Annotated in this window: 23 protein-coding genes; 13 read left to right on the top strand and 10 right to left on the bottom strand. The window is 61.3% G+C overall.

Translation table 11 applies throughout. The features are described 5' to 3' along the window. Position 1 precedes the first annotated feature (1 nt). Both CAG25_RS05970 and CAG25_RS05965 read left to right on the top strand, forming a co-directional pair. A complete protein-coding gene (locus tag CAG25_RS05970) occupies positions 2–535 on the top strand; it encodes a gluconokinase (RefSeq protein ID WP_064598881.1) in 534 nt (177 codons plus the stop codon). A gap of 83 nt (positions 536–618) precedes the next feature. Beyond that, complete coding sequence (locus CAG25_RS05965) at positions 619–1971, top strand: GntP family permease (RefSeq protein ID WP_085610768.1); 1353 nt, start codon at positions 619–621, stop codon at positions 1969–1971. 96 nt (positions 1972–2067) lie between these two features. Here CAG25_RS05965 and alaC read toward each other — a convergent pair whose 3' ends face one another. Next, positions 2068–3279 carry an alanine transaminase gene (gene alaC / locus CAG25_RS05960; RefSeq protein WP_085610767.1) on the bottom strand — a complete coding sequence of 404 codons (1212 nt, stop codon included), beginning with the start codon at positions 3277–3279 and terminating at the stop codon, positions 2068–2070. A 140-nt stretch (positions 3280–3419) separates the two neighbouring features. Between alaC and CAG25_RS05955 the strand changes: the two genes are divergently transcribed. The 3 genes from CAG25_RS05955 (at position 3420) to CAG25_RS05945 (ending at position 5451) form a co-directional block, all read left to right on the top strand. Continuing rightward, positions 3420–4082: a LysE family translocator gene (locus CAG25_RS05955; protein ID WP_064598875.1), complete on the top strand. Its 663-nt coding sequence runs from the start codon at positions 3420–3422 to the stop codon at positions 4080–4082. A 68-nt stretch (positions 4083–4150) separates the two neighbouring features. Beyond that, positions 4151–4645 carry a GyrI-like domain-containing protein gene (locus CAG25_RS05950; protein ID WP_064598873.1) on the top strand — a complete coding sequence of 165 codons (495 nt, stop codon included), beginning with the start codon at positions 4151–4153 and terminating at the stop codon, positions 4643–4645. 317 nt (positions 4646–4962) lie between these two features. Then, positions 4963–5451, top strand: coding sequence for a GNAT family N-acetyltransferase (locus CAG25_RS05945; protein WP_007951113.1), 489 nt, complete (start codon positions 4963–4965; stop codon positions 5449–5451). 135 nt (positions 5452–5586) lie between these two features. Here the strand turns inward: CAG25_RS05945 and CAG25_RS05940 are convergent, their stop codons facing one another. Both CAG25_RS05940 and CAG25_RS05935 read right to left on the bottom strand, forming a co-directional pair. Next, positions 5587–6192, bottom strand: a complete 606-nt coding sequence (locus tag CAG25_RS05940) for a pyridoxamine 5'-phosphate oxidase family protein (protein WP_085610766.1) — start codon at positions 6190–6192, stop codon at positions 5587–5589. A 17-nt stretch (positions 6193–6209) separates the two neighbouring features. After that, a complete protein-coding gene (locus CAG25_RS05935; RefSeq protein WP_085610765.1) occupies positions 6210–6695 on the bottom strand; it encodes an N-acetyltransferase in 486 nt (161 codons plus the stop codon). Between the two features lie 141 nt (positions 6696–6836). Between CAG25_RS05935 and CAG25_RS05930 the strand changes: the two genes are divergently transcribed. The 3 genes from CAG25_RS05930 to CAG25_RS05920 are packed head-to-tail and all read left to right on the top strand — an operon-like array spanning position 6837 to position 8869. Next, a complete protein-coding gene (locus CAG25_RS05930; protein WP_085610764.1) occupies positions 6837–7262 on the top strand; it encodes a nuclear transport factor 2 family protein in 426 nt (141 codons plus the stop codon). Between the two features lie 40 nt (positions 7263–7302). After that, positions 7303–7647, top strand: a complete 345-nt coding sequence (locus CAG25_RS05925; RefSeq protein ID WP_007951101.1) for a YciI family protein — start codon at positions 7303–7305, stop codon at positions 7645–7647. Beyond that, the gene (locus CAG25_RS05920; protein WP_085610763.1) at positions 7640–8869 is read left to right on the top strand and encodes an RNA polymerase sigma factor; all 1230 of its coding nucleotides are present in this window, start codon (positions 7640–7642) and stop codon (positions 8867–8869) included. Before CAG25_RS05925 ends, CAG25_RS05920 begins: the two co-directional genes overlap by 8 nt. A gap of 122 nt (positions 8870–8991) precedes the next feature. Here the strand turns inward: CAG25_RS05920 and CAG25_RS05915 are convergent, their stop codons facing one another. Beyond that, the gene (locus CAG25_RS05915; protein WP_085610762.1) at positions 8992–9717 is read right to left on the bottom strand and encodes an SDR family oxidoreductase; all 726 of its coding nucleotides are present in this window, start codon (positions 9715–9717) and stop codon (positions 8992–8994) included. Positions 9718–9828: 111 nt separating this feature from the next. Between CAG25_RS05915 and CAG25_RS05910 the strand changes: the two genes are divergently transcribed. Further along, positions 9829–10665, top strand: coding sequence for a LysR family transcriptional regulator (locus CAG25_RS05910; protein ID WP_085610761.1), 837 nt, complete (start codon positions 9829–9831; stop codon positions 10663–10665). A 1-nt stretch (position 10666) separates the two neighbouring features. Here the strand turns inward: CAG25_RS05910 and CAG25_RS05905 are convergent, their stop codons facing one another. Next, complete coding sequence (locus tag CAG25_RS05905) at positions 10667–11521, bottom strand: LysR family transcriptional regulator (RefSeq protein WP_085610760.1); 855 nt, start codon at positions 11519–11521, stop codon at positions 10667–10669. A gap of 88 nt (positions 11522–11609) precedes the next feature. Between CAG25_RS05905 and CAG25_RS05900 the strand changes: the two genes are divergently transcribed. Next, the gene (locus CAG25_RS05900) at positions 11610–12047 is read left to right on the top strand and encodes a multidrug/biocide efflux PACE transporter (RefSeq protein ID WP_085610759.1); all 438 of its coding nucleotides are present in this window, start codon (positions 11610–11612) and stop codon (positions 12045–12047) included. Positions 12048–12107: 60 nt separating this feature from the next. Here the strand turns inward: CAG25_RS05900 and CAG25_RS05895 are convergent, their stop codons facing one another. Next, positions 12108–12863, bottom strand: coding sequence for an SDR family NAD(P)-dependent oxidoreductase (locus CAG25_RS05895; RefSeq protein WP_085610758.1), 756 nt, complete (start codon positions 12861–12863; stop codon positions 12108–12110). 120 nt (positions 12864–12983) lie between these two features. On the opposite strand from CAG25_RS05895, the gene CAG25_RS05890 reads away from it, so the two are divergent. Then, complete coding sequence (locus tag CAG25_RS05890) at positions 12984–13880, top strand: LysR family transcriptional regulator (RefSeq protein WP_085610757.1); 897 nt, start codon at positions 12984–12986, stop codon at positions 13878–13880. Between the two features lie 53 nt (positions 13881–13933). Here CAG25_RS05890 and CAG25_RS05885 read toward each other — a convergent pair whose 3' ends face one another. Together CAG25_RS05885 and CAG25_RS05880 are read right to left on the bottom strand one after the other, a co-directional pair. Next, on the bottom strand, positions 13934–15547 hold the full coding sequence (locus tag CAG25_RS05885; protein ID WP_064598853.1) for an inorganic phosphate transporter: 1614 nt from the start codon (positions 15545–15547) through the stop codon (positions 13934–13936). A 108-nt stretch (positions 15548–15655) separates the two neighbouring features. Then, a complete protein-coding gene (locus CAG25_RS05880) occupies positions 15656–16678 on the bottom strand; it encodes a transporter (protein ID WP_064598851.1) in 1023 nt (340 codons plus the stop codon). A gap of 275 nt (positions 16679–16953) precedes the next feature. Between CAG25_RS05880 and CAG25_RS05875 the strand changes: the two genes are divergently transcribed. Together CAG25_RS05875 and CAG25_RS05870 are read left to right on the top strand one after the other, a co-directional pair. Beyond that, positions 16954–18576, top strand: a complete 1623-nt coding sequence (locus tag CAG25_RS05875; RefSeq protein ID WP_085610756.1) for a methyl-accepting chemotaxis protein — start codon at positions 16954–16956, stop codon at positions 18574–18576. A 112-nt stretch (positions 18577–18688) separates the two neighbouring features. Further along, on the top strand, positions 18689–19132 hold the full coding sequence (locus CAG25_RS05870; RefSeq protein WP_085610755.1) for a hypothetical protein: 444 nt from the start codon (positions 18689–18691) through the stop codon (positions 19130–19132). A 122-nt stretch (positions 19133–19254) separates the two neighbouring features. Here CAG25_RS05870 and CAG25_RS05865 read toward each other — a convergent pair whose 3' ends face one another. Together CAG25_RS05865 and CAG25_RS05860 are read right to left on the bottom strand one after the other, a co-directional pair. After that, the gene (locus CAG25_RS05865; RefSeq protein WP_007963131.1) at positions 19255–19560 is read right to left on the bottom strand and encodes a PepSY domain-containing protein; all 306 of its coding nucleotides are present in this window, start codon (positions 19558–19560) and stop codon (positions 19255–19257) included. 138 nt (positions 19561–19698) lie between these two features. Next, positions 19699–20826, bottom strand: a complete 1128-nt coding sequence (locus tag CAG25_RS05860; RefSeq protein ID WP_085610754.1) for a glycerophosphodiester phosphodiesterase — start codon at positions 20824–20826, stop codon at positions 19699–19701. Positions 20827–20934 lie beyond the last annotated feature (108 nt).

Genomic DNA, 20934 nt, shown 5'->3' with positions numbered 1-20934 from the left:
CATGAATCATCCCATCACCGCCCTGGTCATCATGGGCGTTGCCGGTTGCGGCAAGACGTGCGTCAGCGAGGCCCTGTGCCAATTGAGCGGCGCCACTGCCATTGAAGGCGATACTTTCCATCCGGCCGCGAACATCGAAAAAATGAGCGCGGGGATCCCCCTGAACGACGAAGACCGTGCCGGCTGGCTCGACAGCCTGTGCGACGAACTGCGCCGCGTCGACGCCCTGGGCGAACGCCCGGTGCTGACTTGCTCGGCCCTCAAACACAGTTATCGCGAAGTGCTGCGCAGCGCCTTGCCGGGCCTGGGTTTCGTGTTCCTCGAATTGACGCCTGAAGTCGCCGCCGAACGTGTGTCCCACCGTCCGGGCCACTTCATGCCGGCCACCTTGATCGAAAGCCAGTTCGCCACCCTCGAATCGCCCAAGGGCGAGCCGTTGACCCTGGCCCTGAATGCTTCGATCCACAGCGTTGAAGAGCTCGCATCGCAAGCCCACGTCTGGTGGCAGGCCCATGGCCTGAAACAGGCGGTATGAGTGTGATTGCGAAGATAGCGCTGTCCATGCGACTTCTGATTAACCCGCTTTAATAACAACAACAAACCAGGAGACACCCCCTCATGTTTGGCATGTCCCATGACGCCTACCTGCTGCTCGATGCAGTGGTTACGGTGATCGGACTCATCGTCCTGATCACCAAATTCAAGATTCACCCCTTCATTGCCCTGACCATCGCCGCCGCGTTCCTCGGCCTGACCTCCGGCATGCCGATCGGCACCATCATCAAGGCGTTCCAGGACGGCTTCGGTGGCGTGCTCGGATTCGTCGGCATCATCCTCGCGCTGGGTACGATGCTCGGCAAGATGATGGCCGAATCCGGCGGTGCCGATCAGATCGCCCAGACCCTGATCCGCGCCTTCGGCAAGGACAAGGTTCAGTGGGCGATGATGTTCGCCGCGTTCCTGGTGGGCATTCCGCTGTTCTTCGAAATCGGCTTCGTGCTGCTGATTCCGCTGGTGTTCATCGTGGCTCGCCGAACCGGTGTGTCGATCATCAAGATCGGTATCCCGCTGCTCGCCGGCCTGTCCGCCGTGCACGGTCTGGTGCCGCCGCACCCGGGCCCGCTGCTGGCCATCGGCGTGTTCGGTGCCGACATCGGCAAGACCATTCTTTACGGTCTGATCGTCGCACTGCCGACCGCCATCATCGCCGGTCCGATCTTCGGTACGTTCATCGCCAAGCACATTCCGGGTCATCCGAACCAGGAACTGGTCGATCAACTGGCCCGTGAAAACGATTCGGCCAATCTGCCGAGCTTCAGCATCACCCTGGTCACCGTGCTGCTGCCGGTGTTCCTGATGCTGTTGAAAACCTTCGCCGACGTGGCGCTGCCGGACGGTCATTTCTTCCGCACCTGGATGGACATGATCGGTCACCCGATTTCGGCACTGCTGCTGGCATTGCTGCTGTCGCTGTACACCTTCGGTCACAAGCAGGGCATTGGTTCTCAGCAGATGCTCAAATGGCTCGACGCGAGCCTGGCGCCGACTGCCGCGATCATCCTGATCATCGGTGCCGGCGGCGGATTCAAGCAGATGCTGGTGACCAGCGGCGTGGGCGACGTGATCGGCCACATGGCGGTCAGCGCGCAGATCTCGCCGATCCTGCTGGCATGGCTGGTGGCCGCGGTGATCCGCATCGCGACCGGTTCGGCCACCGTGGCGACCATCACCGGTGCAGGCATTGTGGTGCCGGTGGTGGGGATGATTCCGGGCGTGAACCGTGAGCTGCTGGTGCTGGCCACCGGTGCCGGCTCGCTGATTCTGTCCCACGTCAACGACGCCGGTTTCTGGCTGGTGAAGCAGTACTTCAACATGACCGTCGCCGAGACCTTCAAGACTTGGACCGCGATGGAAACCATCCTGTCGGTGGTGGGTTTGGGCTTCATTCTGTTGTTGTCGCTGTTCGTTTAACCTCGAACGCAAGACACAAAAAAACCGCAGCGATGCGGTTTTTTTGTGCTTGGTGGATTGATCGTTCCCAAGCAGAGCGTGGGAACGATCATCACCTCAGGATTTGGTCACCAGACCATCCGCCCGGAACATCCCGCGAATCCCGCGTACCGCCTGGCGAATCCGGTCCTGGTTTTCGATCAGCGCAAAGCGCACGTGATCGTCGCCGTACTCACCAAAGCCGACACCCGGCGAGACGCAGACCTTGGCCTCGGCCAACAGCTTCTTGGCGAACTCCAGCGAACCGAGGTGCGCGTAGGCGTCGGGAATCTTCGCCCAGACGTACATCGAGGCTTTCGGGTTTTCGACCATCCAGCCCAGTTCATGCAGGCCTTTGACCAGCACGTTGCGGCGCTGGCGATATTGCTCGGCGATGTCGCGCACGCATTGCTGATCACCTTCCAGCGCAGCAATCGCGGCCACCTGCAGCGGGGTGAAGGTGCCGTAGTCGTGGTAGCTCTTGATCCGCGCCAGGGCGCTGACCAGCTCCGGGTTGCCGACCATGAAGCCGATGCGCCAGCCCGCCATGTTGTAGCTCTTGGACAGGGTGAAAAACTCCACCGCAATGTCCTTGGCGCCCGGCACCTGCATGATCGACGGGGCTTTCCAGCCGTCGTAGACGATGTCGGCGTAGGCCAGGTCGTGCACCACCAGCACGTCGTACTGTTTGGCGAGGGCGATCACCCGTTCGAAGAAGTCCAGCTCCACGCACTGCGCGGTCGGGTTCGACGGGAAGCCGAGGATCATCATCTTCGGTTTCGGGATCGAGCCGCGAATCGCCCGCTCCAGCTCGGCGAAGAAGTCCACGCCCGGCACCAGCGGCACCGACCGCACCTGGGCGCCGGCAATCACGGCACCGTAGATGTGAATCGGGTAGCTCGGGTTGGGCACCAGTACGGTGTCGCCCTGATCCAGGGTCGCCAGCATCAGGTGCGCCAGGCCTTCCTTGGAACCGATGGTGACGATGGCTTCGCTTTCCGGGTCGATCTCGACCGCGTAGCGTTCCTTGTACCAGTTGGAAATCGCCCGGCGCAGGCGCGGAATGCCCTTGGACGTGGAGTAGCCGTGGGTGTCTTCGCGCTGTGCAACCTGCACCAGTTTTTCAACAATGTGCGGCGGCGTGGCGCCGTCGGGGTTGCCCATGCTCAAGTCGATGATGTCTTCGCCACGACGTCGGGCGGCCATCTTCAGCTCGGCAGTGATGTTGAAAACGTAAGGGGGGAGTCGATCAATGCGCGCAAAGCGGCGCGGCGAACCTTGTTCAGCCATTGTTGCCTCGGATAACGTAAGCGCCCGGAACCGTCCGAGCGACGCTGGTCACTGCGGTGACCTGTGGCGGACGATAAGGTCAGCGATGGCATACTGTCCAGAGCCTTTGTAAACAAATTTTTCTCAAGGAAAACCGGTTGATGGAATTTACCAGCGGCTTCTTGCTGAGCCTTTCGCTGTGCCTGGATATCGGCGTGGCCAACATCGCGATGATCACGCTGGCGATGCAGCGCGGCTATTTTCAAGGCTTTGCACTGGGCCTCGGCACCTGCGTCGGTGACCTGGTTTACGCGGTGCTGGCGCTGGCCGGAATGACCGTTCTGCTGCAATACGAAACCGTGCGCTGGGTGCTGTGGATCGGTGGTTCGGCGCTGTTGATCTACTTCGCGGCGAAGATGATCTATTCGGCGATCCACCACGAAGCGCAATTGGCGGCGACCGCCGAAGTGGGCCAGAACTCCCATCGCAAAGAGTTCTTCCGTGGGATCTTTCTGGCCATGTCGTCGCCAAGCGCCATCCTCTGGTTTGCGGCGGTGGGTGGTACGTTGATCGCCCGTTCCGGTGGCGGCGGTCCACTCAGCTCTGCGCTGTTTCTCGGTGGTTTCCTGTGCGCCGGGCTGCTGTGGTCGGCGGGACTGTGTTTCGCCGCGAGCCATGGCGGCAAGTTGCTGGGCGACAAACTGCTGCGCTATTCGTACATGGCATCTGCCGCGATCTTCTGCTATTTCGCGGTCTACGTGATCGTATCCGGTTATAACGAGTTTGTCGGCTCCGGGGCCGCCGAGGCCCTGCATACGCTGTAAATGTGCGAATCGGGTTTGGCTTCTATACTCCCAGCCGAACCCACTTTTTTCGTTCAAGGAGTCGAGTCATGGATGAGCAAAAACGCGTCGAAGTGGCTGAACCTCGCTTCGAACATGGACACTTCCTGCTGATTGCAGGTTTTCGCGATCGCTTCACCAAAGAGACCGTTCAGGACATCCCTGCGCTGTGGGAAAAACTGATCCCGCACATCGGACATATTCCGGGGCAGAAGGGCGAAGTGACCTACGGTGTCTGCAGCAATTTCGACGGCAACGGCGGTTTCGATTACATGGCCGGGGTCGAGATCAGGAAGCTGGACGATTTCCCGCAGGAAAAATATCCGTGGATCGAAATCCTGCCACGCCAGTACGCGGTGTTCGAACACAAGGGTTCGCTGGATCAGTTGCCGCAGACCATTGATTACATCTACAAAACCTGGCTGCCGGCATCCGAATACAAAGGGCTCAACGCCCCGGAGCTGGAACGCTACAGCGCCGACTTCAATCCGAAGCTCAATACCGGCAAGCTGGAAATCTGCGTCCCGGTGGAAAAGAAAACCTGATCGGCAACCGGCAGCGCGAACCCGCTTCGCGCTGCCGGTCGAGCCTTACTTGCCCTTGATCCGTCGTGCCCGCAACAGGTCGATGCCCAGGGTAATGAAGCCGAAGAAGCTGATGCCCAACACCATCAACAAACCGATTTCCACGCTGCTCATAAACGGTTCCCCCCTCGGGTGATCAGAGACAGGCACCAGAAATAGACCGTCCCGAATCCGAAGAAAAGCGCTTATACGCAGGCTTTACGCCCCCTGCGCGGATCGATATGAACACCTTATTCCTTTATCCTTGGCGGCCTTGTTTCCACTGATTTCGAGCCGCCATGAACACCGTCATCCGCCACGTCACCGCCGCCGACCTGGATCGCTGCTACGCCATCGAAACCCTCGCCTACGAGGGCGACGAAGCCGCGACCCGCGAGAAGATCGCCACGCGCATCGCCACCTGGCCGGACGGTTTCATCGTCGCCGAGGTGGACGGGCAGGTGGCAGGGTTCATCAACTCCGGTGCAGCGTTTGACGTGCAGATGTCCGACGAGGCGTTCAAGGAACTGATCGGCCACGACCCGGCCGGGCCGAACGTGGTGATCATGTCGGTGGTGGTACACCCGGATTATCAAGGCCTGGGCCTGGCCAAGCGTCTGCTGGGGGAATTCATCGAACGCATGCGCGAGCAGGGCAAGGCGACGATTCACCTGATGTGCAAGGAACGGCACATCCCGCTGTACGCCGGATTCGGTTTTGCCTACATCAAACCGTCCGAATCCGACCACGGTGGAATGGCGTGGCACGAGATGATCCTGACTCTCTGAAGAACACTGCAAATCCCCTGTGGGAGCGGACTTGCTCGCGAAGGCGTCGTGTCAGTCGATATTTAGTTTGACTGACCCACCGCCTTCGCGAGCAAGCCCGCTCCCACAAGGGAAAATGGTGTTTGCAAGTTTTGGTCAGTACAGCGTGTCGAGCACTCGCTTCGGGGCCTCGCGGTCGTAAGCCTCGGCATCAAACTGCCCATCATTCAGACGCTTGTGAAACGCGCCCGCCGTCGGCAGCGCCGAGCGTGGCAAGTGCGTTTCAGGATTCCACGCATCCGAACGCACGAATGCCTTGGAGCAATGAAAGAACGCCGCCTCCACCCTCACCAGCAACACCGTGCGCGCCGGTTTGCCATTCACCGCGAAGCTTTCCAGCAACTCGGGATCAGCGCTGATGGTCGCCGTGCCGTTGACCCGCAACGTTTCGCCAATCCCCGGAATGATGAACAGCAGCGACACCCGCGGATCGTGCAACACGTTGCGCAAGGTATCGATGCGGTTGTTGCCCGGACGATCCGGCAAAGCCAGAGTGCGCTTGTCAATGATCCGCACAAACCCCGGCGCATCACCGCGCGGGGAACCGTCGATGCCATCGGCACCCACCGAGCTGACAATCACCAACGGCGAAACCCGGACCATCGCCTGATAGTCCTCGTTGAGAAAATCGATCTGTTTGCGCACCGCCCGTTCGTGGGGCAAGCCGTAGATGGCTTCCAGCGCTTCGATTGAATCGATCATCGTTGCTCCCTCGACGATTAGAAGAACAGCCCCATGCGCCGCTCGTAACCGATGCGGCCCTTGTACGCTTCGCCGCTGTCAACGAAACCGTACTTGGCGTACAGCGCAATCGCGGCGTCGTTGTCGGCGTCCACCGACAGTTCCAGCCCTTTGATTTCCGGCCAGGCCTGGCGCGCAACTTCCGGCAACGCCAGCAGGCAGGCTCTGCCGTAACCCTTGCCCTGGGCGCGGTGATCGACCTGCAACGCATGCAGGGTGGCGCTGTGCTCATCGGCCCATTCCGGCAAAACCGGCGGGCGCTTGAGCAGCAGGAACGCCACTGGCTTATCTTCTGCCAGCAGCGCAAAACCCTTCACGCCAGGGCCGGGTTTCGACAGCAGCGTGTGCAGGGCGCCGTGGATGTCGCCGGAGAACTTGATCTGCTCGGCGTGGATTTCAATCGCTTCGACCTGTTGGCGCTGCAAGGCGTTAAGGCTCTCGTACGGCACGAGTTTGGCTGACAAGGGAATTTCCTTTTTCCTACAAAGATGAGCCTCGGATTCTAGCGACTTTGCGTTCGCTGGATTTTTTTTGTTTCAGCTGTCGATCCGGCAAATCGCCGAACGACTAAGGGTGTCTTCACAACAAAAACCACGGAGAACACCATGAGCGCACAAAGCGATATCCAGACCCTGATCAACACCTACCGCGAAGCCGTCATGACCAAGGACGTCGAGAAAGTCATGGCGCTGTACGCCGACGACATCCTCTCGTTCGATGCGATCAAGGCCCTGCAATTCAAGGGCAAACCGGCCTACCGCGCGCACTGGGTGGATTGCATGGAAATGTGCCCCGGCCCGCACATCTTCGAGTTCCACGAAATCGCGATCGAAACAGGCGACAACATCGCCTTCGCCCACTGGGTTGCCAACTGCGGCGGCACCAATGAACAGGGCGAAACCCAGAGTTGCTGGATGCGCGCCACCGCCTGTTATCGGCTGGTCGGCGGTGCCTGGAAAATTGCCCACGAGCACTGGTCGGCGCCGTTCGATCCGATGACCGGCTCGACCCTGTTCGATGCGAAACCCTGATCTTCAGCCATAGTTGATTCGTCCGATTCAGGAGAACGCCATGAAGTATTTATGCCTGGTCTACAGCGATGAGCGTCTGCTGCATTCGTCGCCCGACAGCCCGGAGGACGCCGAATGCTGGGCCTACGCCGAGTCGATCCAGGGCAGCGGCCGAATGGTCGCCGCCGAAGCGCTGGAGTCGGTGCAGACCGCCACCACGGTGCGCATGCGTAACGGCAAGCTGTCGATCACCGACGGCCCGTTCGCCGAGACCAAGGAGCAGTTGGCCGGCTTCTACCTGATCGACGCGCGGGACCTCAACGAAGCGATTCAGGTCGCCGGCAACATTCCGGCGGCCCGGGTCGGCAGCGTCGAAGTGCGTCCCGTGCGCCAGTTGAATGTCTGAAGTCAGGGCGCGGGTCGAGCAGGTCTATCGCGAAGACTCGCGGCGGATCCTTGCCACCCTGATCCGCCTGCTCGGCGATTTCGACCTCGCCGAAGAAGCCTTGCACGAGGCGTTCTTCGTCGCGGTCGAACGCTGGCAGCGCGACGGCGTGCCGGACAATCCGCGGACCTGGCTGGTGTCCACCGGGCGCTTCAAGGCCATTGACGTGTTGCGTCGGCGCGCACGGTTCAAGGCCTCGCAACCGTTGTTGCTGGCGCAACTGGAAGAACTGGAACAGTCCGAATGGGACGCCGAAGACGTGGAAGACGATCGCCTGCGCCTGATCTTCACCTGCTGCCACCCGGCGCTGGCGGCGGACGCGCAAGTGCCGCTGACCCTGCGTGAAGTCTGCGACCTCACCACCGAGGAAATCGCCCGGGCATTCCTCTCGGCCCCGGCGGCGATTGCCCAGCGCATCGTGCGGGCCAAGGCCAAGATCCGCGACGCGAAAATCCCTTATCAAGTACCGAGCCTGAGCGAATTGCCCGAACGCCTCGACAGCGTGTTGCGGGTGATTTATCTGGTGTTCAACGAAGGCTACTCGGCATCCGGTGGCGCCCAGGTGACCCGCGAAGACCTGACCCGTGAGGCGATCCGCCTCGGGCGGTTGCTGCTGGAGTTGTTGCCGGACCCGGAAGTCATGGGGCTTCTGGCGTTGATGCTGCTGCATGAATCGCGGCGCTCGGCGCGGTCGACGCCGGATGGAGAACTGATTCTGCTGGATGATCAGGATCGCGGATTGTGGAATGCCGAGCTGATCGCCGAAGGCTGTGATCTGGTGGAAAAGGCGCTGACCACGGGACGCTTTGGGCCTTACTGCCTGCAGGCAGCGATTGCGGCGGTGCACGCCGAAGCGCCGACGGCGGGGGAAACGGACTGGGCGCAGATCGTCGGGCTGTATGACGTGTTGCTGCGAGCGGTGCCGTCGCCGGTGATCGAATTGAACCGGGCGGTGGCGGTGGCCAAGCGTGACGGGGCGCTGGCGGGGTTGACCTTGATCGAGGGGATTCTGGGGCGTGGGGAGTTGCAGGATTACCACCTGGCGCATTCGGCGCGGGCGGAGTTTTGTCGGCAGTTGGGGCGGGTTGAGGAGGCGCGGGTGGCTTATCGGCGTGTCTTGGAATTGACCCGGCAGGAGCCGGAGCGGCGGTTTATCGAGGGGCGGCTTAGAGCATTGGACTGATCCGAAAGGATCGTTGGCAATATTGGCCTCTTCGCGGGCAAGCCCGCTCCCACAATTGGAATGCGATCAAATGTGGGAGCGGGCTTGCCCGCGAAGGGGCCGTTAAGGTCTGTAACAATGGATCAGGCTTGCTGGCGCGTGGCAGCCATCACAATCTCGCGAATACAAACCCCCTGCGGCTGCTCATACGCATAAGCAATCGCCGTCGCCACATCCTCGGCGCTCAGCACCGTGCCGCCCATGTCCTGTTTCCACGCCTGATACCCGGTCTTGATCGCCTCATCCGTGGTGTGGCTCAGCAACTCGGTCTCTACCGCACCCGGCGCAATCGTGGTCACCCGTACGTTATGCGGAGACAACTCTTCACGCAGGTTTTCCGACAATCCATGCACCGCGAACTTGGTCCCGACATAGGCCACATGGTTGGGGAAGGTCTTGCGCCCGGCCACCGAGCTGACGTTGATGATCGTGCCGTGCTTGCGCTCGATCATCCCGGCGACCACCGCGTGCACGCCGTTGAGCAGACCTTTCACGTTGACATCGAGCATCTGGTCCCACTGCGCCGGGTCCTGCTTGCTCATCTCGCCCAGCAGCATCACCCCGGCGTTGTTGATCAGCGCATCGGCCGGCCCGAATTGCGCTTCCGCCTCGGCGACAGCGGCCAGCAAAGCGGCGCGGTCGGTGATGTCGACGCGGCGGCTGAGGGTGTTCGGCAGGGCCAGTGCTTCAAGGCGTTCGATGCGCCGCGCCAGCAACAGCAGTGGATGGCCGGCAGCGCTCAAGCGGCGGGCGGTGGCTTCGCCGATGCCCGAGCTGGCGCCGGTGATGATGATCAAGGGCTTGCTCATGGTTGAACTCCTGAGATAAGAAAAACAAATAACCAGATTCGTGACGCAGTATATTTAGCCCGCTGGAGGCTGAAAAATGCCTTATTCCTCTGTCTGCTATCGGAATCTCCTATGGATATCCGTCATCTCAAAGCCTTCCTCGCGGTGTTCGAGGAACGCAACATCACCGCTGCCGCGCAACGGCTGTTCATCAGTCAGCCCACGTTGTCGGTGACCATCAAACAGCTGGAAGAAGAACTGGGCGCGACGCTGTTCGTGCGTCAGCCCCGTGGTGTGGACGTCAGCGACGAAGCGCGACTGCTGTACCCGCAGGCACGCCGGATGGTGGCCGAATCCGAGGCGCTGAGCCGGATGTTTCGCGGCCGCGAAAATCGCGTACCGCTGACCCTCGGCATCGAGGGCGACATCGCCGCCAGCCACATCGAAGCCTTCGTGCGGATGGCCCATCAGGCGTTGCCCAATCTGCTGCTGACCCTGGAGGAGGGCTGTCACGGCGATGGTCGATTGGCGGTCGAGGACATGTGCTGCGAGGACGAACTGTTCCTGCCGCTGTGGGAAGAGTCGTATGTGATGGCGCTGCCTCTCGACCATCCGATGGCCAACGCGCAGGCAGGCTGGGCGCCGATCGAAGACTGGATCACCTGTCCGCAACATCCTTCGCATCAACGGTTGATGGCGCTGTACGGACGCTCGCCGGAAGTAGTGGCCGGGCATGCCGGTTCACTGCAACAGGCGTTGCACATGGTGGCGGCGGGTGTCGGCGTGGCGATGTTGCCGCAGTCGCTGGTGAGCGGGCACGAGCGCATCGTTGTAAGAGCGCTGCACCTGCCGGCGCCGACCCGGCGGGTGGGATTGTGCTACGCGGCGCAGGCGCTGGAGTTGCCGACGATGCGTGGGTTGCACGAGTATTTTCAGGTCAATCGCCCGGCAGCCATCGAGGCGGCCTGAGCTATTCCAGCATCTTGCTGAGCAACCAGCTTCCCGCCGGCCCCGGCGGGTACAGCCGCGACCACAGCGCATCGACGAACACCGGTTTCGGCCAGCCGCGCACCTTCAGTTCCACCAGCAAGTCATTGCCGAAACGCTCCACCAGCCAGCGCGGCAGCGGCGCCCAGCCGAAACTTTTCTCGGCCATTTCCAGCAACATCAGATAACTCGGCGCCGACCACACCCGGCCTTTGCCGCGACTGTCATAGGGATTGACGATGGTGGCCAGGCGCAGCTCGCGATGCTGTTCAAGGACCGTTTGATCGATGGATTCCTGTGTCGCCAACGGATGGCCACGTCCCACGAACAAGGCGATTTCCGTACGCTCGGCGACGGTCGCGCTCGCCAGACCCGGTGGGTAGTTTTCCTGCATCTCGGCGAACGCCAGGTGCGCCCGACCGCGCTGCACCAGTTCGATCAGGTCATCGCACTCGGCGATCAGGCATTCCAGCTCCAGATCCGGATAACGCTGCTCGAACCCCACCAGTGCCGCTTCGAAGCGGTCGGACTGATAAGTGTCGGAAATCGCCACCGTGAGTTTCGGCTCGACGCCCTGAGCCAATTGCCGGGCGGTCATTTCCAGGCGGCTGTTGGCCGACAGAATCGCTTCGGCCCGTTGCAGCATCACGTGCCCGGCCGGGGTCAGCGTCGGCTTGCGGCTGCTGCGGTCGAACAGCACCAGATCCAGATCAATCTCCAGACTGGCCACCGCCGCGCTCACGGTCGACTGACTGCGCCCGAGTTTGCGCGCGGCCGCCGAAAACGAGCCTTGAGTGGCGGCCTGAACAAACGCCAGCAACACTTCCTGAGACGCCATGAACTATCGCCTTGATCGATGGTTATTGGTTATGAAGTATCGGTGTGGTGCTGGATCATGACAACCATCTTCACAGAGGACTTCGGCCATGACTGCCAACAAATCCATCACTGAGCGTATCTTCCAGGCCATCGGTTTCGAACTGCTGGCGATCCTGATCTGTACCCCGTTGCTGGCGTGGATCATGGGCAAACCGCTGGTCGAAATGGGCGCCGTCACTCTCTTCATCGCGTTGCTGGCCCTGGGTTGGAACGTGGTGTTCAACGCCTTCTTCGACCGCCTGCTCAAGCGCTGGAACATCGCCCACAATGCCTGGGTGCGAGTGGCGCACGCGCTGCTGTTCGAGGGCGGGTTGATTGTGATGGGCGTGCCGCTGATTGCCTGGTGGCTGTCGGTCAGCCTGTGGCAGGCGTTCCTGCTCGACATCGGCGTGCTGCTGTTCTTCCTGCCATACACCTACGTTTATCACTGGGGTTATGACGTGGTGCGCGAGCGGCTGGTGATGCGCAGCGTTTGCCAGAACTGAAAGCAAAAAATCGCCGCCTGTGAGGGCAGCGATTTTTTTTGTCCTGGATTTTTGCCGGGTTTAGAGAAACATCCCGCCGGACGCTTCAATCCGCTGACCGTTGATCCACTGCGCCCCCGGCGACAGCAGCAGCGCCAGCGCACCGCCAATGTCATCCGGCTGCCCGGCACGGCCCAGCGCGGTGTTGCTGGCGACCATGGCGTTCAGTGCCGAATTGTCGCGCACCGCGCCGCCGCCGAAATCGGTTTCGATGGCACCCGGTGCCAGGATATTCACAGCGATCTGCCGCGCCCCCAACTCCTTGGCCTGATAACGGGTCAGCACTTCCATCGCGCCTTTCATCGCAGCGTAAGCGGCATAACCCGGCAGGGTGAAGCGCGCCAGACCGCTGGAGATGTTAATGATCCGCCCGCCATCGTTGATCAGCGGCAGCAGTTGCTGAGTCAGGAAGAACGGCCCTTTCAACTGCACGTTCATCAGCAGGTCGAACTGCTCCGGCGTGGTGTCGGCGAACGACGCATGCACGCCAATTCCGGCGTTGTTGATCAGGAAATCGAAGCGCGGACGCTCGAGCTGTTGCAGTGCCTGTTCGACTTTCACGGCGAAATCGGCAAAGCCTTCGCTGCGCCCGACATCCAGTTGCAGCATCACGGCGTTGGCGCCGAGTGTTTGCAGTTCCTGCACCAGCGCCTGGGCTTCATCGGCGCGGCTGTTGTAGGTGCCGATGATGTCCACGCCTTGCGCGGCGAGGTGCAGGGCGGCATTCTTGCCGAGGCCACGGCTGGCACCGGTGATCAATGCGATTTTGCGGTTCATGGGTCTTCCTCGATGGCGGTGACGGTTGATGGAGCAAAGTTTATTTATCCGCTGTGAGGTGATAAACAGACTGAAACCGGAATCACTGGTCGGTATGTCCGAACAATCAATGGGTGGCCCATGAACAAACTGGAACTGCTGCGCACCTTCGTCCGGGTCAGCGAATTGTCGAGTTTTACGATGGCGGGGGAGAGTCTGGGGCTGCCGCGCTCAACGGTATCCGAGCAGGTGCAGGCGCTGGAAACCCTGCTCGGCACGCGCCTGCTGCAACGCACCACGCGCAAGGTCCAGGCGACTCAGGACGGCCTCGCGCTGTATGAGCGGAGCAAGGATCTGCTGTCGCACATGGACGAAATTGAAAACCTGTTCCGTCAGGACGAAGCGTCGCTGACCGGGCGGATCCGGATTGACATGCCGAACATCCTGGCGCGGCGGCTGATCATGCCGAAGTTGCCGGAATTCATGGCCCGTCATCCGAACCTGGAACTGGAAATCAGCAGCACCGATCGCCGGGTCGACCTGCTCGCCGAAGGTTTCGATTGCGTGCTGCGCATCGGCGCGCAGCCCGATCAATCGGTGGTGGCGCGGCACCTGGGGGATTTCAGCATGATCAACTGCGCCAGCCCCGCGTACCTGGAGCGCTACGGCGTGCCGCAGACCATTGAAGATCTGGCGCAGCATCGACTGGTCCACTACGTCGGTGTGCTGGGTTCGCGTTCAGAAGGGTTTGTCTACGAGCAGGACGGACAGGTCCACCGGGTGCCGATGGCCGGCAGTGTGACGGTCAACAGCACCGATGCGTACGAGTCGGCATGTCTGGGCGGGTTTGGTCTGATCCAGGTGCCGCGCACCGGGATGAACACCTATCTGGACAGCGGTGAGATCGTCACCGTGCTGCCGCAATACACCGCGCCGGCGATGGGCATTTCACTGTTGTACGCGAGGCAGCGGCAGCTGCCGTTGCGGGTGCGGGTGTTCATGGACTGGCTGGGGGATTTGATTCGCTCGACGCTTTGATTCATGCCGCAAATCCCTGTGGGAGCAACGGCTCTCACAGGGATTCGGCTGGATCAGAAAATCTGGGTAAACAGCCAATACAGGCTGCCCGACAACAGAATCGCCGCCGGCAATGTCAGGACCCACGCCATCAGCAGATTGCGGATGGTCTTCATCTGCAAACCGCCACCGTTGGCGACCATGGTCCCGGCCACGCCCGAGGACAAAACATGAGTGGTCGACACCGGCAGACCGAACATGTCGGCGGCGCCGATGGTCAACATCGCCACGGTTTCAGCCGAAGCGCCCTGGGCGTAGGTCAGGTGGGTCTTGCCGATCTTCTCGCCGACCGTGACCACGATCCGCTTCCAGCCGACCATGGTGCCCAGCCCCAACGCAATCGCCACCGCGATCTTCACCCACAGCGGAATGAACCGCGTGGCGTTGTCGATCTGTTGCTTGAACAGTTGCAGCTTGCCGCTGGTGTCGGCGTCGAAGGTGCCGACCTTGTTCTTGTCCATCAGGCGAATGGTTTCGCTGGCCAGGTACATGTCGTTACGCACGTTGCCCATGGCCTCGGCCGGGACTTTCGCCAGCGAGCCGTAGCCTTTGACTTCTTCACCGATGTGCCCGGTCAGGACGGCGAGGGCCGGGATCAGTTGTGGCGTGGCTTCCTTGCTGCGCACGTAGTCGGAGAGCACGGCACGTGGATCGGCCGGTGCCGGCAGTGGCGCACTTTTCACCAGCGCTTGCTGGGTCACTTGGGCGACAGCGGCGAATTGCAGCGACTGTTCTTCCGGCATGGTCCGGTTCAGCGCATAAGCCATCGGCAGGGTGCCGACCAGAATCAGCATGATCAGGCCCATGCCTTTCTGGCCGTCGTTGGAACCGTGGGCGAAGGACACGCCGGTGCAGGTCAGGATCAGCAGACCACGAATCCACCACGGCGGCGGGGTGTTGCCTTCCGGTGCCTTGTACAGCGAACGGTTTTTCACGAACGCACGCAGCGCCAGCAGCAACAGCGCCGCGCAACCGAAACCCACCAGCGGCGACAGCAGCAGCGCGTAACCGATCTTGGTCGCCTGGGCCCAGTCCACACCGCTGGTGCCGTCGCGACCATGCATCAGCGCGTTGGCCACGCCGACGCCGATGATCGAACCGATCAACGTGTGCGACGACGAGGCCGGCAGGCCCAGCCACCAGGTGCCGAGGTTCCACAGGATCGCCGCGATCAGCAGGGCGAAGATCATCGCGAAACCGGCGGACGAGCCGACCTGCAGAATTAACTCTACTGGCAGCAGCGCAATGATGCCGAACGCGACTGCACCGCTGGACAGCAGCACGCCGAGGAAGTTGAAGAATCCCGACCACACCACGGCCACATTCGGCGGCAGAGAGTGGGTGTAGATCACCGTGGCCACGGCGTTGGCGGTGTCGTGGAAGCCGTTGACGAACTCGAAGCCCAGCGCAATCAGAAGCGCCACGCCGAGCAGCAGGAACGGGGTCCAGGTGGTGACCACCGTGCCGAGTTCGTGCATGTCGTGCATCAGGCTGTAGGCGGTGAACAGCATTCCCATGGCCAGCACGGCGAAGAACACCACGTAAGTGAAGGGGCCGGTTTTTTTGTCGAGCGCCGGCCTGCCACTGGCAGCGGAGGCCGGGCTGACGGTCAGGGAGGGAGTAGCCATGGGCGGACAATCCTGAGCGGGGGAAGGAGTGTCGCCCATGATCGTTGCTAAATATTACAGAGAGGCTGCGACAGATCAGTGTTTGGCGGATTAGCCGCGCCGCCGGTCTTAATAATCCCGGCGTTTGCGAAACGCCCAGCGCCCGGCGATCACGGTAAACGTTGCCACCAGCGCCACCAGAATCCAGAACCCCTCCGGGTCGGTGGCCAGTGGCACACCGCCGACGTTCATGCCGAAGAAACCGGCAATGATGTTGATCGGCAGCGCCAGCACCGTGACCACGGTCAGGGTGAACAGCGTGCGGTTGCTCTGTTCGTTGAGGTTGGCGGCGATCTCTTCCTGCAACAGCTTGATCCGCTCGCCCAGAGCCGTGAGGTCGTTGATGATCAGCGCGAACTCCTCGGTGGACTTGCGCAGCTCCTTCACGTCTTCCTTCTGCAGCCACGGCGGCGGCCGATTGAGCAGGCGCAGCAGCGAACCCGGTTCCAGCGCCAGCAGTCGTTGCAGGCGCACCAGCACTCGCCGGTTGGCACCGAGTTCGGCGCGGTTGGTCGACAGCCGCGAGGAGAGCAATTCGTCCTCGACCTGATCGACGCTCATGCTGGTCTTGCGCACGATCTGGGTCAGCACTTCGCCCTGATCGCGCAGCAGGTGCACCAGCAGTTCCAGCGGCGAACGAAAACACTCGCCGGACTTCACCGACGAACGCAGCTTGTCCACTGAGTGCAGCGGTTGCAGACGCGCACTGACGATCAGTTTGCTGCGCACGCAGACCCACAACGTCGAAACGTCTGAAGAAACCATGCTGCTGAGGTTGAACACCACATCGTTGACCACCGCCAGCAACGCCGAATCGACATGCTCGATGCGGGTCGAACGCGAACCTTCGTGCAGCGCTTCGAAAAATTCTTCGGGCAACTGCAGATGGCTTTTCATCCAGCGCTCGCACGCGGCGTGGGCCAGGTTCAGGTGCAGCCAGAGAAACTCATCGCTGTCGCTATCGTCTTGCAGGCAGCGCAGGGCGGTCGCCGAATCCACCTCGCGCCCGCGTTCGCCGGGGCGAAATCGAAAGCCGTAAAGCAGGCCGAACAGGTCAGGATCGCGATGGCTGATATCGAGGCTGTGGTTCATGAAGGCTCGCTGCGAGGAGGCGTCTGTCGCGGGATTTGCAGATTCACCTGAGCCGCATCATCGCAATGTCACATGACGCTTGTGTGACAGCAAAATGACGTCAAATCAACGCGTTACCGGCCGTCGGAAATGACTCAAGAAGGCCTCTGGCACGCCGATCACGCATGAGTTAGGTTGCGCGCCTTCGGCCAAGAGCCAAGGTCCGCCGACACGGATGTCCGGCTAAAAAATCACGTCTTACCGGACGTGCCTCATCCCTGTCCCGAGTACCTGCAATGCTGCAAAAATCCCTGAGAGCGCAAATTCTCGCCCTGCTGAGCGGCAGCCTGCTGGCGATGCTGTTGATCGCGCTGGCCTGCTTTCACTTCCTGTCCAACGGCGTGCAGAGTTACAGCCAGTTGATCGCCGGCCCCTTGCACACTTCGCAACTGATCGACGAAGCCAACCTGCAATTCAAGGTGCAGGTCCAGGAGTGGAAAAACGTCCTACTGCGCGGCAAGCAACCGGCGGATCTGGTCAAGTACTGGGGCCAGTTCGAAGACCGTCAGCGCGATGTGCAGGGCATCCTCGGTGAGCTGGCCAACCAGAAAGGCCTCGAGCCTGCGCTGAAAACCCGCATCGAACGCCTGCGCGAAGAACATCGTCTGCTCGGCGCTGCGTACCAGAAGGGTCGTGTTGCCTACGTCGCCGCCGGTGCCGATCCGACTGCTGGCGATGCTGCCGTCAAAGGCGTTGACCGTGCCGCCAGCGATCAGATGAGCGAACTGGTCGCCGAGTTGCGCAAGCAGGGCACCGAGCAATCGGCGCAGATCAGCGCCAGTGCTGACCGCACCGTGTGGCTGGGGCTGTTGGTGATGCTCGCGTCCGGTCTGTTGATCGGTTTGCTCAGCCTGTGGCTGGTCAACCGCAACCTGGTCGAGCCGATCCGCAAACTCATCGACTATGTCACCCAGTTGAGCAAGGGCCGTCTGGTCGAGCGCGTGGTCAGCGACCGTCAGGACGAACTGGGCAACCTGGCGGCTGCCGCCAACACCCTGCGCGATTTCCTCGCCGAAACCTTCAATCATCTGCAACGCAGCGCCAAGGATCTGGACAACGCCAGCGGCGAGTTGAATGCCATCGCCACGCTGATGGCCGGCGGCACCAACGAACAGTTCAACCGCACCGATCAGGTGGCCACCGCGATGAACGAAATGTCCGCCACTGCCCAGGAAGTCGCCCGTCATGCGGCCGACGCCGCTCGTGCTGCCGACGATGCCGATCAGTCCGCGCAACAGGGCGAGAAGGTCATGCAGAGCACCATCCACAGCATCACCCAGATGCGCGGCGAAATCGCCAACATCGCCACGGTCATCCGCCGTCTGGAAGCCGACAGCGGCCGCATCGGCAAGGTGCTGGAAGTGATTCGCGGGATCGCTGAGCAGACCAACCTGTTGGCGCTCAACGCCGCCATCGAAGCGGCCCGGGCCGGTGAAGCCGGGCGTGGTTTTGCGGTGGTCGCCGACGAAGTTCGCAACCTCGCGCAGCGTACGGCGGAGTCGATCATCGAGATCAACCAGATCATCCACAGCGTGCAGACCGGCGCGGTGGATGCGGCCCACGCCATCGACAGCGGCCAGACCCGCAGCGATGAAAGCGTCGAGCAAGTGACCCAGGCCGGCGCCATGCTCGAGCGCATCACCCACGCGGTGGAAGCGATCCGCGACATGAACCGTCAGATCGCCACGGCAGCCGAAGAGCAGACCTCGGTGGCCGAAGACATCTCGCGCAACCTGACCGAGATCACCTCGATCGCCAGCACCAACCTCGACAACGTGCAGCGCACTGAAAGCGCCAGCCAGAACCTGCATGGCCTGTCCGGCCAACTGAACGACGTCACCGCTCGCCTGAGCGTCTGACCGGCCAATGACTGTGTACCGTTTCGGATACCGAGTCGGTACACAGTCGATCTCAATTCGTGCAGACCGCCGCCGATGCCCGGTTATCTATCACCGGCATTGGAGATTTCCCATGGTCAGCATCACGTCTGTTTCGATCAATCAGACCGTCACTACGTCTACCAGCAAAACCTCGATTGCCGACACGGGCGACGACACTTCGACCACCGCGGCGGCCAGCAACGGTGTGAAGGCCGACACCAGCAAAGTGGCGGCGGGCGGTGGCGCGGCGCCGGCGGGCGACAGCAGTTCCAGCAGCGATGAATCGGACACCGTGAAAGCACTGCGCAAGCAGATTGCCGAGCTGCAGAAGCAGTTGCAGGAAGAGCAGCAGGCGTTGCAAGCGGCTCAGGCCAAGCAGGAAAGTCAGGATGCGAAGGCTGCGGATGTCGCGGCTGCGCAATCGCAGATCGCGACGACGTCGGCTTCGTTGCAGACGGCGACGGCGGCGTTGTTGGCGGCGTTGCAGGATTCGGACAGCGGTACTTCCGGCTCGCTGGTCAGCACCTCAGCTTAAGGTCACCACAAAACAATGTGGGAGCGAGCCTGCTCGCGATGGCGTCCGGTCAGCCGATTCAATATTGACTGATCCAGCGCTATCGCGAGCAGGCTCGCTCCCACGGGGATTGTTGGGGTGAATCAAGTGTCTTGCTTGTTGCTCAACACTTTGCCGGTGGTGGCATCGAAGTCCACATCGAATTCTTTGCCATCGGCAGTTTTGAGTTCAACTTCGTACTCATAACCATTGAAGTGGTTATCCAGGTCGGTGTCGGTAATGGTCGCACCCGGATGCAGTTTCAGCGCTTCTGCGTTCATCGACTCCAGCGATTTGATCTTGCCTTCCTTGACCAGTTGCGGGATCTGGTCAACGCGAACGTCAGCCTGGGCCAGGCCAGCGGTGAGGGTCAGGGCGGCAGCGGTAAACAGGGCAGTCAAAGTTTTCATCGGTTATTCCTTTGGGTGATTCGTTTAAGTGAGTTCAGGTTAATCGCCGCAACTTAATTCACCCTTAAAACGCAGCGAGCAGGCCGGACTCCCCGAGGGAGCGAGCCTGCTCGCGATACTGACGCCCGAATTTGCAGATCAGAAGCCGTTGTTCTTCAACACCTGATCCACACTGGCGGCGGCCGGGCGTTTGTAGAACTTCAGCAGTTCGCTGGCGCGGTTGGTGAAGATGCCGTCGACGCCGGCGGCCATGACTTTCTCGAAGTCCACCGGCTCATCCACGGTGTAGACGTGCACCAGCAGGCCCTGATCGTGGGTGTACTGGTTCATCCAGGGCTGCACCAGATCCGAATAGCTCTGATCGCCGCCGTGGGTCAGCTTCGCCGAAGGGCCGGTGCCGATCGCGCCCTGGGCCTTGGCGTAGTCGATCCACTGCTTGAACTCGGCTTCGGATTTCGGCTCCTGCTTGCCGTAGAACGCGTTCTTGTCCTTCTCGCCGGATTCGGCAAAGGTCACTTTGGATTTCGGCTCGATGCTGCCTTCGCCCACCCACAGCAACAGGATTTTCGGCACCTGCGGCATTTCCTTCTGCAGCATTTCCAGGCTGCTCTTCTCGAACGTTTGCAGGATCACCTTGCCTTTGCCCTGACCGACACCGAGGGCGCTTTTCGCCAGTTTCGAACCGGCCGGGCTCAACCAGCCGCGATCCTGGAGTTTTTCCTTCAGGTCATGCTCGATCCCCGGGAACAGCTTCGGTTCCTTGGTTTCGATGTACAGGCCGGGTTTGTGCTTTGGGTTGGCCTGGGCGATGTCGATGATTTCGTCGAGGGTCAGAATCTTCAGACCGACATAGGACGGGCGGGCGCGATCCGGGTACTTGGCGTTGTACCAGCTGCCGGCGTCGAGGGTCTTCAGTTCGGCCATGGTGAAGGCATTGGCCGGGCTGTCCTTGCGCTCCGGGAATTTGGTGGCGACATCGGTGGTGCGTTGCAGGTTGTCGTCGTGCAGGGCGAACAGCACGCCGTCCTTGCTGCGTTGCAAATCCATTTCCAGGTAATCGGCGCCCAGGTCGCGGGCCAGTTTGTAGGACGCAGCGGTGGATTCCGGGGCATCGAAGGAGGCGCCACGGTGGGCGATCACCGCCGGGTGCGGAATGCCTTGAGTGGCGGCCAGTGCGACGGGGCTCGACTGGTTGGCGGCGTGGGCCTGAGCGAGGCCGAGCATCAGGCTCAGCAGCAGTGCGCTTTTGGTGAAAGTGGCGGGCATTATCGAGTTCCTTTCGCAGGCATTTTCAAAGATGTACCTTTTAGCAACTCAAACGAAAACCTGCTATCGCGAGACCGACATAAACGTACTGAAAGCGAAAATTTGCGC

The organism is Pseudomonas sp. B16(2017) (genome assembly GCF_002113205.1).
Taxonomy (GTDB): domain Bacteria; phylum Pseudomonadota; class Gammaproteobacteria; order Pseudomonadales; family Pseudomonadaceae; genus Aquipseudomonas; species Aquipseudomonas pharyngis.
Note: the sequence above shows the minus strand (reverse complement) of the source record. Positions and strands in the feature narration are given on the sequence as shown.